10 protein-coding genes are annotated in these 16,682 nt (G+C 73.2%); 7 read left to right on the top strand and 3 right to left on the bottom strand.

Annotation, left to right across the window (positions count from 1 at the left end):
* Nucleotides 1-50: 50 nt before the first annotated feature.
* The 3 genes from AB0E24_RS17535 to AB0E24_RS17525 all read left to right on the top strand — a co-directional run bounded on the left by AB0E24_RS17535 (nucleotide 51) and on the right by AB0E24_RS17525 (nucleotide 6,541).
* On the top strand, nucleotides 51-2,807 hold the full coding sequence (locus AB0E24_RS17535; protein ID WP_206334050.1) for a helix-turn-helix transcriptional regulator: 2,757 nt from the start codon (nucleotides 51-53) through the stop codon (nucleotides 2,805-2,807).
* A complete protein-coding gene (locus AB0E24_RS17530; protein ID WP_069860652.1) occupies nucleotides 2,797-5,604 on the top strand; it encodes an AAA family ATPase in 2,808 nt (935 codons plus the stop codon). The genes AB0E24_RS17535 and AB0E24_RS17530 overlap by 11 nt, the downstream gene beginning before the upstream one ends.
* Nucleotides 5,605-5,935: 331 nt before the next feature.
* Entirely contained in the window at nucleotides 5,936-6,541 is a 606-nt protein-coding gene (locus AB0E24_RS17525; RefSeq protein WP_069860653.1) for a response regulator transcription factor, read from the top strand.
* Between the two features lie 73 nt (nucleotides 6,542-6,614).
* Here the strand turns inward: AB0E24_RS17525 and AB0E24_RS17520 are convergent, their stop codons facing one another.
* Nucleotides 6,615-8,330 (bottom strand): PucR family transcriptional regulator, encoded by a 1,716-nt coding sequence (locus AB0E24_RS17520; protein WP_069860654.1) that lies wholly within the window; start codon nucleotides 8,328-8,330, stop codon nucleotides 6,615-6,617.
* A gap of 202 nt (nucleotides 8,331-8,532) precedes the next feature.
* On the opposite strand from AB0E24_RS17520, the gene AB0E24_RS17515 reads away from it, so the two are divergent.
* The 3 genes from AB0E24_RS17515 (at nucleotide 8,533) to AB0E24_RS17505 (ending at nucleotide 12,760) form a co-directional block, all read left to right on the top strand.
* Complete coding sequence (locus tag AB0E24_RS17515) at nucleotides 8,533-9,792, top strand: aspartate aminotransferase family protein (RefSeq protein WP_069860655.1); 1,260 nt, start codon at nucleotides 8,533-8,535, stop codon at nucleotides 9,790-9,792.
* A gap of 92 nt (nucleotides 9,793-9,884) precedes the next feature.
* Nucleotides 9,885-11,357, top strand: coding sequence for an NAD-dependent succinate-semialdehyde dehydrogenase (locus AB0E24_RS17510; RefSeq protein WP_069860656.1), 1,473 nt, complete (start codon nucleotides 9,885-9,887; stop codon nucleotides 11,355-11,357).
* A gap of 95 nt (nucleotides 11,358-11,452) precedes the next feature.
* Nucleotides 11,453-12,760, top strand: a complete 1,308-nt coding sequence (locus AB0E24_RS17505) for a CAP domain-containing protein (protein ID WP_359377953.1) — start codon at nucleotides 11,453-11,455, stop codon at nucleotides 12,758-12,760.
* A 54-nt stretch (nucleotides 12,761-12,814) separates the two neighbouring features.
* On the opposite strand, the gene AB0E24_RS17500 is transcribed toward AB0E24_RS17505, so the two are convergent.
* Nucleotides 12,815-13,543, bottom strand: a complete 729-nt coding sequence (locus AB0E24_RS17500; RefSeq protein WP_069860658.1) for a peptidoglycan-binding domain-containing protein — start codon at nucleotides 13,541-13,543, stop codon at nucleotides 12,815-12,817.
* 181 nt (nucleotides 13,544-13,724) lie between these two features.
* Between AB0E24_RS17500 and AB0E24_RS17495 the strand changes: the two genes are divergently transcribed.
* Complete coding sequence (locus tag AB0E24_RS17495) at nucleotides 13,725-15,020, top strand: FAD-dependent oxidoreductase (RefSeq protein WP_359377949.1); 1,296 nt, start codon at nucleotides 13,725-13,727, stop codon at nucleotides 15,018-15,020.
* A gap of 64 nt (nucleotides 15,021-15,084) precedes the next feature.
* On the opposite strand, the gene AB0E24_RS17490 is transcribed toward AB0E24_RS17495, so the two are convergent.
* The gene (locus AB0E24_RS17490) at nucleotides 15,085-16,605 is read right to left on the bottom strand and encodes an amino acid permease (protein WP_351373359.1); all 1,521 of its coding nucleotides are present in this window, start codon (nucleotides 16,603-16,605) and stop codon (nucleotides 15,085-15,087) included.
* Nucleotides 16,606-16,682 lie beyond the last annotated feature (77 nt).

The raw sequence follows: 16,682 nt of genomic DNA, 5'->3' as shown, positions 1-16,682 counted from the left end.
GGGGGGCTCGGTGACGCGTTTGTGCCCCGGCCCAGGCATATAGTCACACCATGCAGCTCCACGGGCTCCCGTTCCCCGGCCGTGAACGAGAGCAGGCCATGCTCGCCCAGACCGTCGCCGATCTCGGCCGGGGCCGTTCCTCTGTGGTGACGCTGATCGGCAGGCCCGGCTATGGGCAGAGCCGTCTGCTGAACCTCGCCGCCCGGCTGGCCGAGGACCAGGGCTTCCGTGTGCTGCGCGCCAAGGCGACCCCGGGCGAGCGCGATGTGCGCTACGGCGTGGTGGGCCAGTTACTGGCCCCGATGGAAGGACTCACCGAAGGCACGCTGAAGGCCCTGACCGGACATGGGCCCGAGAGCCGTTTACCGGGCCTGACGGAGCTGCTGCGGACCGGCCGTGACCGCCCCACCCTGCTGGTCGTCGACGATGTGGAATGGCTGGATCCGGCCTCGCACCGCTGGTTCGGGGCGCTGATACGGCGGCTCTCCGACGCGCGGATGGTCCTGCTGGTGAGCGGCACCGGCCGGCTCCGCCCCGGTGCGTGCTCCCTCTCCACCGCACCGCAGCAGGTGATCACCCTCGAACTCGAACTGGCCCCGCTCGCCATGCGCGACGTGGCCGCCACGGTGGCCCTGATCTGCGGCCGCCCCGCCGACAACGCCTTCACCTCGGCCGCCCTGGAGGCGAGCGCGGGCAACCCCCAGGTGCTCTCCGAGGCCCTGCGCCGCTTCACCAAACGCGGATACGCACCGGTGGCCGGGCGGGTGCCCGAACTGTGCGCGATCACCGATGCCGTGGGCGGTGAACACGTCCTCCGGGTGCTCGGAGGGCTGTCCGATACGGCCGTCGCCGTCGTCCGCGCCCTCGCCGTCTGCGGCGATCTGCTGGACCTTTCCCTGCTGTACGCGCTCGCCGGCCCGCGCGCCGCGAGCGAGCCAGGACTGCCCGAGACGCTCCAGGAAAGCGGGCTCGCCACCGCCTCCGGAACCGGGCTCCGGCTGAGCCGGCCCGAGGCGCGCAGCTGGATCCTCGCCGAGATGCCCGGCGAGGAGCGGGCCGAACTGCACGCCCGTGCCGCCGAGTTGGCCTACCGCGCGGCCGTACCCGACGAGGACATCGCCCGGCTGCTGCTCGCCGCCGGCCCGGTCGACGAGCCGTGGGTGATCCCCGTGCTGCGCCGCACCTGCGCCGCCGCGCTGCGCGCGGGCCGGACCGCCCAGGCGATCGCCTGTCTGTCGCGGGCGCTGGAGGAGCCGCTGGATCCGGCGCCGCGCGCCCAGCTGGGCCTCGAACTCGCCGCCATCGAAGTGCTCGCCGCCCCCGAGGCCGCGGGCCGCCGGCTGGCGGAGATCATCCGTACCGGCGACGGCGGCCCCGGCCGGATCCGGGCACGCGCCGCCGACCTGGGGCTCTCCCGCGGCGACGACAAGGCCCTGCGCCGCGCGATCGCCGATGTGCTGCCCTCGACCTACGGGGAGGAACGGGTCGCCCTGGCCGGGCTGTTCTGGCTCACCGAGTCCGACGGGCAGGACGACACCGATCTGATCCCGGACGGGATCCCGCCGCTGCCCGACGATCCCATCTGCCCGGCGCAGGCCGCGGCGCGCGCCTGGCGGCTGGCCCTGCGCGGCGACGACCTGCCCACCGCACGAGCGCTGGCCCAGCGGGTCTTCACGGTGGACGGCAGTGCGGGGGCCCTGATCCTGCCCCGGCTCACCGCCGCCCGGACCCTGCTGCTGACCGACGACCTGGACGAGGCCGAGGTCCGGCTCGACGTGCTCCACACCGATCTGCGCAGACGGCACGCCCGCGCGGCCGCCGCCCAGGTCCTGGCCGTCCGCGGCGAGCTGAACCTGCGGCGCGGCCGGCTCGACATGGCCGAACGGGACGTGGCCGCCGCGGAGCGGTCGCTGCCCCGCTCCCTCTGGCACCGCTACACCGTCCCGTATCTGATGGCCGCCCGGATCCTCATCGCGCTGGAGAACGGCGATCTCGGCCAGGCCGGTGTGCTCGCGGCCGGGTCCGCCCCCGCCGAGTCGCGGGAGGGCGCCTCCTGGGGCTATCTGCTCTTCGCCAGGGCGCTGGTGGCCCTCAAACAGGACCGGATACCCGAGGCGCTGGAGCTGTTCCGGGCCACCGGCAGATGGCAGTTGGGCCGTGGCCGGATCAACCCCGCCCTGATGCCATGGCGTTCGATGGCCGCCCGGGTCCACGACACCCTCGGCGACCACGGGGAGGCACGGCGGCTCACCGAGGAGGAGCTCGCGCTGGCCCGTTTATGGGGCGCCCCCAACACGATCGGCTGGGCTCAGCTGGGCGTCGGACGGGTGGTTCGCGAGGGACGGGTCGACCGTCTCCGCGAAGCGGTGGCCACCCTGCGCGGCACCCCGGCCCGGCTCGCCTACGCGGGGGCGCTGATGGAACTGGCCACGGCCGAGTTCGACGCGGGGAACCCGCGGGCCGCGGGCCCCCTGGTGGCCGAGTTGTTCTCCTTCGTCATCGCCAACCGGTCCTCCAGCAAGCTGGTCGCACGGGTGCGCGAGCTGTCCGAGCGTACGGGGCCGTCCGCCGCCGGCGGACGCGTCCCGCACCCGGAGTGGGAGACCCTGACCGAACCCGAGCAGCGCACCGCGGTCCTCGTCGGACTCGGCCATGGCAACCGGGAGATAGCCGAAACCCTCTCTGTTACCAGACGGACCGTGGAGCTACGGCTCAGTGGCGCGTACCGGAAGCTGGGGATCAGCGGTCGCGCGGAGCTGATCGGGTTGCTGCGGGCGACGAAGGGAGGCGGCACGGGTGCTGCTTGAACGGGAGACCGAGCTGGCACAGGTCGCGGAGGCGCTGCGGGCCGCGGCGGAGGGCAGCTCATCAGTGCTGTTGCTCACCGGCCCCCTGGGCGTCGGCCGGACCGCGCTGCTGCACCAGCTGCCGACGCTCGCCGAGGGCGAGGGGATCCGCGTCCTGCGCGCCAACGCCGCGCCGATGGAGCAGGACTTCGCCTTCGGCGTCGTCCGCCAGCTCTTCGACAGCCTGCTGACCGGTGCCCCGGAAGAGGCCCGCGGACGCCGGCTGGAGGCGGACGACGACGTCTGCCGGACGGTCTTCTGCGACGACGCCCCGCTCCTGGACGAGAACGGGACCCCCACGATCCCCGAGCAGGCGCTGTACGGCCTGCGCTCGATGCTGGCCACCGTCAGCGCCGAGAGCCCGATGCTGATCCTCGTGGACGACCTCCAGTGGGTGGACACCCCGTCGCTGCGCTGGCTCGCCTTCCTCGTCAAGCGGCTGCACGGGCTGCGCGCCGTGGTCGTCTGCACCCTGCGGGACGGCTACCGGCGCCCCGGGGACCCGCTGCTCCGTGAGATGGTCGACGCGGCACGGCGGGAGCTGCGCCCCGCGCCGCTGTCCCTGGGCGCCACCAAGGAAGTGATCCACGAGCAGTTCGGCGTGCCGGGGGACGAGGAGTTCGCCCGCGCCTGCCACGAGACCTCCGTGGGCAATCCGCTGTTCCTGAAGTCGGTGCTGGCGGGCCTGGCCATGAGCGGCCACCGCCCCATCGCCGAACATGTCGAGGCGGCCCGCTCCATGCGCCCCGCCCAGCTGCGCGAGCGGCTGGCCAGCTCCCTGCGCGCCCAGCCGCGGCCGGTGCGGGACCTGGCCGCGGCCATCGCGGTTCTCGGCGACCAGGCGGAACCGGAACTCCTGGGCCGGCTGGCCGGGCTGGACCCGATCGGCTTCCAGGCCGCGCTGCGCCACCTCCACCAGCTGGGGCTGCTCGCCACCGAGCAGGAGCTGCGTTTTCTCCACCGGGCGGTGCAGGACGCGGTCGAGTCCTCGATGACCGTGGCCGAGCGGGAGCGGCTGCACGACGCCGCGGCGGGCCTGCTGTACCACATCGGACGCCCCGCCGAACTGGTCGCCGCCCAGCTCCTGGCCGTCACCGGCTCGGACCACCCCTGGGCGGTGGAGGTGCTGCGGGCCGCCGCGGACACCGCGCTGCGCCGCGGAGCGCCGCGAACCGCCGCCCGCTATCTGCGCCGCGCCCTGCTGGACGGCTCGCTGAGCGGGGAGGGCCGGGCCCGGCTGCTGATCGATCTGGCCACCGCGGAGCGCGGCTTCGACCCGGCCGCCTGCGAACGCCATATCTCACAGGCGATACCGCTGCTGACCACGGCCAGGCTCCGCGCCGCCGCGGCCCTGCGGATCTCACCGACCATCGTGGGCCTGGGGCCCCCGTCCGTCGGCGATCTGCTGCACCAGGTCGCCGAGGACCTGGGGCCCGCGGACTCGCTGGAGGGTGCGGCGCGCGATGTGGCGCTGCGGCTCGAGGCGCGGCTGCGGCACGCCGGACACGAGGATCCGGCGGAGCTGGCCGCCGCGGTGGAGCGGCTGTCCGCGCTGGGGGAGGAGCCCGCGCTGATCACCTCCGCCGAGCGCGAGCTGACCTCGGTGCTGCTCAACGCGGCGGTGCTGACCGCCCGTTGGCCCGCGGACGGGGTCTCCCGGCTGGCCAACCGCATCCTGGAGCGCGAACCGGCCACCTCCGAACAGGTCCACACCCCGCTGCCGCTGGTGGTGATCGGGCTGGTCGCCGCCGATTCGGTACGGGGGATCAGCTCCTGGCTGGCGATGGAGCAGCAGACCCGGCGGCAGGGCGGTACGGCCGTCGACGCGCTCGTCAACGTTCAGCAGGCGATGGTGCTCAGCGCCCGCGGACGCGTCGCCCAGGCACGTGAGTACGCCGAGCGCGCCGTGCGGCTGGCCGAGGTGCACTGGCAGGAGGCCGGGGTCGTCTCCACCCTCGCCCTCACCCGCGTCGCCCTGGACCTCCAGGACTCGGTGCTGATCGAGCGGATTCTGGACGGCCCCGGGCGGCGCCGCAGTTCGAGCCTGGCCCTGACCTCGGCGCTCCAGTTCGTCAAGGCGGCGCAGGACGCCGAGAACGGCCGCTGGACCAGCGCCCTGGAAACCCTTCTGGCCTGCGGCCGGCAGCTGGAGGCGTCGGGCTGGCGCAACCCCGTGCTCTTCTCCTGGCGGCCCTGGGCGGCCGACCTCCACCGGCGGGTCGGCGACCCCTGCGCGGCGGCGGCGCTGGCCGAGGAGGAGCTGCTGCGGGCGAAGGAGTGGGGCGCCCCCGTGGCGCTCGGCCGCGCGCTGCGGGTGAAGGCCCGGCTGATGGAGGGCGACCCGGCGGTACGGCTGCTGCGCGAATCGGTCGATGTGCTGCGGGCCTCGGCCAATGAACTGGAACTCGCCCGCACCCTGGTGCAGCTGGGCCAGCGGCTGAGACCGGGCGGCGAGGCGGCGTCGGTCCTGCGGGAGGCCGCGGCCCTGGCCTCGGCGTGCGGAGCGCCACGGCTGGTCGAGCGGATTCGCGCCGCGGACGGCAGCGGTGCGTCCGCGGCCGCGCCCGAGGCCGCCCTCACCCGTACCGAACGCACCGTGGCCTCCCTCGTCGGACGCGGCCTCACCAACCAGGAGGTCGCCGCTGAGCTGGGGGTGAGCTCCCGCGCCATCGAGAAGCACTTGACCAGTTCCTATCGCAAGCTGGGCGTCTCGGGCCGGCGCGAGCTCATCGAGCTGCTGCCCCGCATGGATTTGTGAACGGAGAGTTAACGACGATAATTGGTCGGTGTTTGACGAGGATTCGTGAACCCACCGTACCGGCCCACCGAAGAGGTGGGGTTCGGACCGAACCTTCGGCGGACCCCACCACGGGATTGGGTGGTGACACCCCTGTTGACGTTGACTTCCGTGCTCGTAGATCCCTAGTCTCAATTCTGAAATGAACATTTGGAATTGAATATAGATATTCGATTCCGAATACTGAGGATTAGGAAGGGATGGCAGTCCCTTGGCATTGCCTTTACTAGCGGATTCGGCTCGGCCAACCCCCCACGAGCTTGGACGCGAGCAGACCGAGTACACGGATCTATTGCGCCAGTTCGACCAGCCAGGGGCATGTGTCGTCTGTCTCGACCCGTCGCTCACCGTCCAGCAGGCGAACCGGGAATTCTTCCGGCAGTTCGACGATGCCTCCGTGGACGTGTGCGGCCGCGATTTCTGTGAGCTTGTCCACCCCAGCGTCCGGCAGGGGCTGAAACGGCAGTTCACCCGGCTCCTCGACGGCTCCCGCCACCGGTTCACCACCCATGTGGTGGCCGTCGGGGCCGAGGGGATCGCCTTCACCAGCGCGCTCACGGCCGTCGCCGTGCGCGAGGGCACCGCCCATGTCGCCTCGATCCTGGTGGTGCTGCGTCCCACGGCGGGTGGCGAGGAGGTGGAGATGGTCACCAACCGCAAGAAGCTCCTCACCGAGACCGAGGCGCGCATCCTGGAGGGGATCGCCGCCGGGCTCTCCACCATCCCCCTGGCCTCCCGGCTGTACCTGAGCCGGCAGGGTGTCGAGTACCACGTGACACGACTGCTGCGGAAGCTGAGGGTCCCCAACCGCGCGGCCCTCGTCTCCCGCGCCTACTCCATCGGCGTGCTCAACGTCGGCTGCTGGCCGCCGAAAGTCGTCGACGACTTCATCAAATGACGCCCGCGCCGCGGATGTCGACAGACGCGCCACGGCCGGCCCGGACCCGGGCCGACCGTGGCGCGTCGCCGTGTCAGGAGGGGGCCGGGCCCCGGGACAGCCGCAGCAGATGGAAGGCGGTGAGCGCCACATGGAGCTGGGTGCGCTGCTCACCGGACTCCAGATCGCAGCCGAGCACCCGCTCTATCGAGTGCAACCGCTGGTAGAACGCCTGCCGGGACAGATTCGCGCGCTTGGCGGCGACCGTCTTGTTGCCCGCCGCGTCCAGGAAGGTGCGCAGCACCGGCAGCAGATCGGTGCCATGCCGCTCGTCGTAGTCCACCAGCCGCCCCAACTGCCGCTCCACGAACTCCTGGAGCCGCACATCGCCGCGCAGCGCGTACAGCAACTGCCGCAGCCCGATATCGGACAGCTCATGGAACGCCTTGTCCGGCGTCCCCGGAACGGCGGCGTCCGCGACCCGCGCGGCCTGCTGGAACGACCGGGCGGTCTGGGAGAGATCCGACACCTCGGAGCCGACGCTGATCACGGCGTCCGGCCGGGACTCCCGCACCGACCGGCTCAGCCGCTCCACCAGCGGCCGCCAGGCCGTGGCGGCGGGCAGGGCCAGCAGCACCCCTATGTGGTCACCGGGCAACGCGCCGACCAGTACGGCGGCCCCGGCCGCCCCCAGCTCGTCCGTCAGCCGGTCTTCGAGCTCGGTCGTCTCCCCGGCGCCGGGTCCCGGGCTGACCAGCACCACCATCAGCCGGCGGCCCGCCACCGGCACGCCCAGCGCCTCGGCCCTGGCCCGGGCCTCGCCCCTGGAGCGGCAGCGCTGCTCCACCAGGTCCAGCAGCAGGGTGCGCTGGGCCCGCCGCTCCCAGCGGGTGTGATGGGTGAGCCGGGCGATGGTCAGGGCCGTGGCGGTACGCTCCAGGACCATCGCGTCCTCCGGGCCGACCGCCGGGTCCCCGGCCCCGTCCGGGAGCATCAGCAGCCGCCCCCACCGCTCGCCCCGGTACTCCACCGCGGCCACCAGCCAGTCCTCCGGACCGCTCAGCCCGGTCCGGTCGGGGGAGGGCGTGGCACGCGACCGCCGCTCCCAGCCGGTCAGCGCCCCCTCCACGCCGCCTCCCGGCGAACCGCAGATCACGGCCTGGTGCACCAGGTTCTCCAGCACCACGGGGTGCCCGCTCAGCTCGGCCGCCATGCCCACCACCTCGTCGGGCCCGGCGCCGCGCAGGGTCAGCGCGGTGAAGGTGTCATGGACGTCCTGGGCCCGGCGCAGGCTCTCCACCTGACTGCCGACGATCAGGGAGTGGAGCACCTGGGTGACCTCCACGAAGTTCACGGTCCGGGAGAGCAGGACGAGCGGGAAGTCCCGTGCCAGACACGCTCGTACCAGCTCGGACGGCGGCCGGTGGTAGCGCCGCACCAGCTCGATGACCAGCCCGGCGGCGCCGATGTCCGCGAGCTCGTCCACATACCGGCGGACCAGCGACGGGTCCTCGGGCAGCGGCATCCCGGTGGTCAGCACCAGCTCCCCGCCCTTGAGGAAGGACGCCGGGTCGAGCAGTTCGGTGATGTGGACCCAGCGGACCGGCCGGGACAGCTGCCCATGGCCGGACACCACCTCCGGCGCCCCGGCGGCCAGTACCGGAAGCCGCAGCACCTCGGCCAGGCTGAGCGGCGGCCGCCCCGGGACCCGCGGGAGGCCGGCGGGCCGGGAAGGGGCCGTCGGGGGCCCGGCGGGCCGGGCCGGCGGCCGCCCGGCAGCGTCGTACGCATTGCCGCCGGAGCCGTTCATACGCCTCACTCTGGCAAGCCGACGCCCGGTGCGCAACCACGATCCCGGCCGGCCTCTTGACACACTCCGCGCCCGGCGTCGTTGACAGATCGTCCATAGCGATCACCACCCCGCGACACAGTGATCATTGTCCTGACCGGGTTCGCCCCATCACCCTCGAAGTGTCCGAGCGCATCGCCGATCCGTGGGTGTGGGAGAGAACATGACCAATCTGTCGCCGCAGCTCCGTCAGGCCACTCCGGTGGTCGCCGTCCGGGGAGAGGGCGTCCATGTCGACGGCGAGGACGGGCGGCGATACCTCGACTTCACCGCGGGCATCGGCGTCACCAGCACCGGGCACTGCCATCCGCGGGTCGTAGCCGCCGCCCAGGAGCAGGTGGGCACCCTCATCCACGGCCAGTACACGACCGTCATGCACCCGCCGCTGCGGCGGCTGGTCGAGAAGCTGGGCGAGGTGCTTCCCGCCGGCCTCGACAGTCTGTTCTTCACCAACTCCGGCAGCGAGGCCGTGGAGTCGGCCCTGCGCCTGGCCCGCCAGGCCACCGGCCGGCCCAACGTCCTGGTCTGCCACGGCGGATTCCACGGCCGCACCGTGGCCGCCGCCTCCATGACCACCTCCGGAACGCGTTTCCGCTCCGGCTTCTCGCCGCTGATGAGCGGTGTCGTGGTGACCCCGTTCCCCACGGCCTACCGGTACGGCTGGGACGAGGAGACCGCGACCCGGTTCGCCCTGCGGGAGTTGGACTACGTCCTCCAGACCATCTCCCCGCCCGACGACACCGCCGCGATCATCGTCGAACCGGTGCTCGGCGAGGGCGGCTATGTGCCCGCCACCGAGGGCTTCCTCCAGGGTCTGCGGGAGCGGGCCGACCGCCATGGCTTCCTGCTGATCCTGGACGAGGTGCAGACCGGGGTGGGCCGCACCGGACGGTTCTGGGGCCATGACCACTTCGGCGTCCAGCCCGACATCCTGGTCACCGCCAAGGGGCTGGCCAGCGGCTTCCCGCTGTCCGGCATCGCCGCCTCCGAGGAGCTGATGAGCAAGGCGTGGCCCGGCTCCCAGGGCGGCACCTACGGCGCCAACGCGGTGGCCTGCGCGGCGGCCGTCGCCACCCTCGACGTGGTCCGCGAGGAGAACCTCGTCGCCAACGCCGAGGCCATGGGGGCGCGGCTGCGCGGCGGCCTGGAGGAGGTGGCCGCCAAGACCCCCGCCATCGGCGATGTGCGCGGCCTCGGCCTCATGCTGGCCAGCGAGTTCGTCACCGAGGAGGGCGAGCCGGACCCGGCGACCGCGGCCCGGGTGCAGCGCGCCGCCGTGGACGAAGGGCTGTTGCTGCTCCTGTGCGGGGCCTGGAACCATGTGGTCCGGATGATCCCCGCCCTCGTCGTCGACGAAGCGGCGATCGACGAGGGTCTGCGCGCCTGGTCCGCCGCCGTCACCGCCGGCACAGCGGACTCCTGACGCGCACCGCATATCCGCCCACACGGGAGCCCGATCCGCCCGCCGGTCCGAAACCGCTCGGACCGGCGGCGGTCACGAAGGAGATTGCCCCTATGCCCACCCCCTCGTACCCCTCGGCCGCCGAGGTCCTCGCCGCGGTGCCCAAGCAGCTCCACATCGCCGGGTCATGGTCCGACGCGGCCGGCGGCCGGACCATGCCGGTCGACGACCCGGCCACCGGTGAGGTGCTGTGCGAGGTCGCCGACGCCGCCCCGGCCGACGGGCAGCGGGCCCTGGCCGCCGCCGAGGACGCCCAGGAGAAGTGGGCGGCCACCGCGCCCCGCGTACGCAGCGAGATCCTGCGCCGCGCCTATGAGCTGATCACGGAGCGGGCCGACGCGCTCGCCGCGCTGATGACGGCCGAGATGGGCAAGCCGCTGGCCGAGGCGAGGGGGGAGGCGGCCTACGCCGCGGAGTTCTTCCGCTGGTTCTCCGAGGAGGCCGTGCGCATCGAGGGCGGGTTCGCCACGCTGCCGGACGGCCGGAACCGCATGCTGCTGATGCGCCGCCCGGTCGGCCCCTGTCTGCTCATCACGCCGTGGAACTTCCCGCTGGCCATGGGCACCCGCAAGATCGGCCCGGCGATCGCCGCGGGCTGCACCATGGTGCTCAAGCCCGCCCCGCAGACCCCGCTGTCCAGCCTCGCGCTCGCCGGCATCCTGGCGGAAGCGGGGCTTCCGGCCGGGGTGCTCAACGTGGTCACCACCTCCCGTGCGGGCGAGGTCGTCGAGCCGCTGCTGACCGGCGGACATGTCCGCAAGCTCTCCTTCACCGGCTCCACCCAGGTCGGCCGCACGCTGCTGGCCCAGTGCGCGCCCGCGGTGGTCCGCACCTCCATGGAACTGGGCGGCAACGCCCCCTTCATCGTCTTCGAGGACGCGGACCTCGACACCGCGGTCGAGGGCGCCATGACCGCCAAGATGCGCAACATGGGCGAGGCGTGCACGGCGGCCAACCGGTTCTTCGTCCACTCCTCCGTCGCGGCCGAGTTCGCCGACCGGCTCGCCCGCCGCATGGGCGCGCTGGAGGTCGGCCCCGGCAGCCGGCCCGGTGTCGACGTGGGGCCGCTCATCGACCGGGCCGGCCGTACCAAGGTCGAGGAACTGGTCGCGGACGCCGTGGCGCGCGGCGCCGAGGTCCTGGTCGGCGGCAGCGCCCCCGACGGCCCCGGCTGCTTCTACCCGCCCACAGTGCTCACCGGCGTCTCCCCGGCCAGCCGGCTGATGGAGACCGAGATCTTCGGACCGGTGGCGGCCGTCCTCACCTTCGACGACGAGGACGAGGTCGTCGCCACCGCCAACCACACCGAATGGGGCCTGGTGGGCTATGTGTTCACCCAGGACCTGGGCCGCTCGCTGCGGGTGAGCGAGCGGCTCGAGGTCGGCATGGTCGGCCTCAACACCGGTCTGGTCTCCAACCCCGCGGCCCCCTTCGGCGGCGTCAAGCAGTCCGGGCTCGGCCGTGAGGGCGGCCGCGTCGGCATCGACGAGTTCCTGGAGTACAAGTACGTCGCGGTGCCGGTCTGACGGCCGCGCCCGCGCACCGGCGGAACCGCCGGGGGAGCCCGGGCGTTGCCCACATGACGCGTTCGTCTCCATGAACGCGGCGGTGAGGAGCGGACATGGGCGAGTTGGTGCCCGGCGGGAACCAGGCGCTGCCGGACGGCGCGCTGACCATCCGGGTGCCCGGCCCGTTCGACCTGTCCGCGCTGATCACCGGCGAGGACGGAAAGGTCGCGGATGACGGCGACTTCGTCTTCTTCAACCAGCCCACCGCGCCCGGCGCCCGGCTGGACGGCGACACCGTCACCCTGCGGCCGCGGGGGCTGCGGCCCGGCGCCGCCCGGGTCACCCTCGTCATCAGCCCCGCCGATCCGGGCACCCCGCTCGGACGGCTCCCGGCGCCCGTGCTGAGCGTCCTGGACGACAGGGGAGCGCCGCTGGCCCGGTTCGCCCCTCCGGGCCCGTCCCAGGAGACGGTGCTGCTGCTCGCCGAGATCTACCGCCGGGGCGGCGGCTGGAAGGTGCGGGCGATCGGCCAGGGCTACGCCGATGGACTCGCCGGTGTGGCCCGGGACTTCGGCGTCGACGTCACCGACGACGGAGCCTCCGCCGCGCCCCCGCCTCCCGCCCCGGCACCCGCCGACGGGGCGGCCCGGCAGGCCCTCGAGGTGGTGAACGCGGCGCGGGCACGGGCCGGGGCCGCCCCCGTGGCCCTCGACGGACGGCTGACCGCGGCCGCCGAGGCGCACGCCCGGGCCATGGCCGCCCATGGCGCACTGGCGCTGGAGAGCCCGGACGGGACATCGCTCTTCCACCGGATCGCCGCGCACGGATACACCCCGCTGACTGTCGCCGAGCACATCGTCTCCGGGCCGCGCACCCCGCGGGAGTTCGTGGACTACTGCCTCGAAGGCGCCGAGCGCCGGGGCCCGTTCCACGACCCGGCCCTCGTCCACCTGGGGATCGGCCGCGCCGACGGCCCCACCACCGGGGACGTCTACTGGACGGCGGTGTGGGCCCGGCCGTTCACCCCGGACGGGCTGCTGCGCCTGACCTCCGAGGTCATCGCCCTCACCAACGCCGAGCGCGCCGCCGCCCGGCTCGCACCCCTCGCCCCGGACCCGCGGCTGGCGGCGGCCGCGCAGGCGCACAGCGACGACATGGTGGCGCGCGACTTCTACTCCCACACCGGCCCCGAGGGGCATCAGCCCTGGGACCGGGCCCGGGCCGCCGGGGCCACGCACCGCGGCATCGGCGAGAACATCGCCTGCGGCCAGCGCTCCCCGGCGGAGGTGGTGCGCGGCTGGATGGACAGCCCGGGCCACCGCGCCAACATCCTCAAGCCCGACTTCACCCATATCGGCGTCGGCCACGCCACCGGCAGCCGCGCGGGCACGTACTGGACCCAGGTCTTCGGCGCCGTCTGACGGACCCCGCCCCGCCGTCCGCCTTCGGACGTGGGGACGTGGGGACGTGATCGGTCAGGTGCGCGACTCCAGATCGCGCCGGGTGGCGGTTCCGTACACCCCGTTCGCGTCGCCACGGATCCCGTACCACACCTGGAACCGGGAGACGGCCTCGGCCAGCGCCTGGTCGTACTGGCCGTTGACCTGCCCGCCCTGATACACGTTCGGGATCCGCAGCAGACGCTGCTGGAGGTCGGTGACCTCCGGGCCGGTGTCCCCGAGAGTCAGCACATCGCCCGGATCCCCCGGCGGCGGCAATTCGTCGCCCGGGGCCTGCGAAGCGGGCGCGCTCGGCGTCCCCGGCGGGGCGGAGGTCACGGGCGCGGTCGGTGCGGTCGGCGCGCCGCCCTCGGCCGCACCCGACGCCGAGTCCCGGCCCACCATCACCACCAGTGAGAGGGCGACCCCCGCGCCGAGCCCGGCCAGCACCAGCAGGGCGGACCGGGGGAGTTGCCGTCGGGCCGGGGCGGGCGGGGTGTCCGGGCGGCGCGGTTCGGCGTCCGGCGGGTTCCAGGCGTCGGCCGCGGCCGGGCCGCCCGTGATCTCCTGGGTGTCCTCATCGGCCGTGGGCGGCGCCTCGGGCGGGAGCTCGCTGCCCGGCGGCCGGAAGAGGTCGAGCTCCTCCATCCACCCCTCGACCGGCCGCTCCGAGGTGTCGTCATACTCCGGCGTCGCGGGGAAGATGGCGGTCGGCTCGATCACCTGACGCCCGGCCGGCCGGTCCGGATCGGGTTCGGCTGCCATACAGACCTCCTTATGCGCCCCACACCATCACGCGGGGATACGGACGCGGGGCCGGGAAGATTCAAGCCGATCGTGAACCGGCGGCCGGGCACCCCCGCGGCACCGGTGTGGCGCGGCGCCGCCGGGTAATTCCTCCTGAGAGGGTGCCCATGGCCTCGGGGATGTCGAAGGGAGCCGGGAGATGGAGCGGACCACCTGCTGTGTGGTGGGCGGCGGGCCCGCCGGAATGGTCCTCGGCCTGCTGCTGGCCCGGGCCGGGGTGGCGGTCACCGTCCTGGAGAAGCACGGCGACTTCCTGCGCGACTTCCGCGGTGACACCGTGCACCCCAGCACCTTGCGGCTGCTGGACGACCTGGGCCTCGCCGACCGGTTCGCGGCCCTGCCGCAGCGGCATGTGCACTCCGTCCAGCTGCCCATCGGGCGGGACGGCGAGCTGTTCACGGTCGGCGAGATCGGCTCACTGCCGGGGAAGTACAACTACGTCGCGATGGTGCCGCAGTGGGATCTGCTCGATCTGCTGGCCGATGAGGCCCAGCGGGAGCCCACCTTCCGGCTGCGGATGAACACCGAGGTGACCTCCTTCCTCATGGAGCGCGGACGGGTCACCGGAGTGCGCTACCGCGACCGCGCGACCGGCTCCACCGGCGAGCTGCGCGCCACCCTCACCGTGGCCTGCGACGGCCGGGGGTCGCTCGCCCGCGCCCTGCCCGAGCTGGGGCTGCGGGAGTTCCCCTGTCCGATGGACGTCTGGTGGTTCCGGCTGCCCCGCCAGGAGAGCGACCCCCAGGGGCTGGTGGGCAATGCCGGCGAGCGCTTTCTCACGGCCATGATCGACCGGGGGGACTACTGGCAGTGCGCCGCCCTGATCCCCAAGGGGTCGGACGCCACCTGCCGCGCCGGGGGTCTCGACCGGTTCCTCGCCTCGTTCACGGAGGCCACCCCATGGATGGGGCTGCGGCTGGGGCTGGGGACGCGGCTGGGGACGAGGCTGGGGCCGGAGGAGAGCGGCCGTGGGCCGCGCCCGCGGTCCTGGGACGATGTGAAGCTGCTGGACGTACGGATGGACCGGCTCCGCCGCTGGCACCGCCCCGGACTGCTGTGCATCGGGGACGCGGCCCACGCGATGTCGCCCGTGTTCGGGATCGGCATCAACCTCGCCGTCCAGGACGCGGTCGCCGCCGCCCGCCATCTGGTCCGGCCGCTGCGCGAGGGCACCGTGGGGCTCGCCGACGTACGCGCCGTCCAGCGCCGCCGGTGGCCGACCGCCGCCGCGACGCAGCGACTCCAGCGGATCGCCCACGCACGGGTCATCGCGCCGCTGCTGGAGGGGCGTTCACCGGCCGCCGGAGGGGAGCCGCTGCGGCTGGCCGTGCTGCTCACCAGGGCGCCCTGGCTGAAGCGGGCGCCCGCGTACTTCCTCGCCTATGGGGCGGGCCGCGAACGGCCCCCGGCCGAGTCGCTGCGCCGTTCCGGATGAGTCCGGAACGCGTGGAGCCGGGTGCGGAGGGGTCGCTCCGCACCCGGCTCCGGCGAAGGACCTCTCAGACGATGCCCTCGGCGATCTCCGCCTGCTCGCGCGCGGTGCCGTACGCGGAGGGCGTGTTGTACGAGCGGCGGGCCACGAACCACCAGACCGTGGCCAGCAGCAGCACCACGGCCAGCGCGATCGAGGCGTAGTTCATCGAGTCGGCCGTCACCGGACTGGACTGCGGCAGGCAGAACAGCACCGTCACCAGGGCCACCCACACCACCGCTGTCCAGCCCACCGGCTTGCTCCAGCGGCCCAGGTTCCACGGGCCCGGCTGGAACCGGTCCCCGGCGCGCAGCCGCAGGAAGACCGGGATGGCGTAGGCGGGGGTGATCCCGATGACGTTGATGGCGGTCACCGCGCCATAGGCCGTCTCGGAGTACAGGGACGGCAGGGCCAGCAGACCCGCGACCGCCACCGAGAGCCAGACCGCGAGCACCGGTGTCTGGGTGCGGGAGCTGACCCGCTGCCACAGCCGCGAGCCCGGCAGCGCGCCGTCCCGGCTGAAGGCGAACACCATCCGGCTGGCCGCCGCCACCTCGGCGTTGCCGCAGAACAGCTGCGCCACGATGACGATGAGCAGCATCGCGGTGGCACCGCCCGTGCCCAGGGCGTCGATCAGGATCTGCGCCGGCGGCACCCCGGTGGCGCTCTTCTGGGTACCGGCGTAGTCCTGGATGGCGAAGGTGAGCCCGGCCAGCAGCACGAACCCGGCCACCCAGGACACCCAGATGGCGCGGACGATCCCGCGCGCGGCGTAGACGGAGGCGTTGGAGGTCTCCTCCGACAGATGCGCGGAGGCGTCGTAGCCGGAGAAGGTGTACTGGGCGAGCAGCAGCCCGATCGCGGTCACATACAGCGGATTCGACCAGCCGGTGTCATTGACGAATTCGGTGAAGACGAATTCGGGCGACTGGTGGTGGGAGGGCACGATCGCCAGGGCGCCGACGATGATGGCGACGCCCGCCAAGTGCCACCACACGCTGACCGAGTTGAGCACGCTGACCAGCCGTACCCCGAACAGATTCAGCGCCGCGTGCACCAGCAGGATGCAGACGAAGATGACCATGGTCGATTCCGGTGTGGGATCGAATCCCCACTGGAGGTTGAAGAGCGCGCCGGTGAACAGGGCGGCACCGTAGTCGATTCCGGCGATGGCCCCGAGCAGCCCCAGCAGATTGAGCCAGCCGGTGTACCAGCCCCAGGTCCGCCCGCCCAGCCGGTCGGCCATGTAGTACAGCGCCCCCGAGGTGGGGTACGCGCTGGTCACCTCGGCCAGGGAGAGTCCGACGCACAGCACGAAGAGCCCCACTCCGGCCCAGCCCCACATCATGACCGCGGGGCCTCCGGTGTCCAGCCCGAAGCCGTACAGCGTCATGCATCCGGAGAGAATGGAGATGACCGAGAAGCTGATGGCGAAATTGCCGAAGCCGCCCATGCGGCGGGCGAGCACGGGTTGATAGCCGAGCTCGCGCAGCCGCTGTTCTTCGTCCCGCTGGGGAATGGGACCCGAACTCGACCATGCCGTGGACATGAATGTACCTCCCGAATGCTGGGGCGGGCGAGGGTGTGGCACAGGTGGGGAAATCGGTTGGGTAGGAGGGCGGATGG

Origin of the sequence: Streptomyces malaysiensis subsp. malaysiensis (assembly GCF_040653035.1) — a bacterium.
Taxonomy (GTDB): Bacteria; Actinomycetota; Actinomycetes; order Streptomycetales; family Streptomycetaceae; genus Streptomyces; species Streptomyces malaysiensis.
This window is presented reverse-complemented; position numbering and strand designations above follow the sequence as displayed.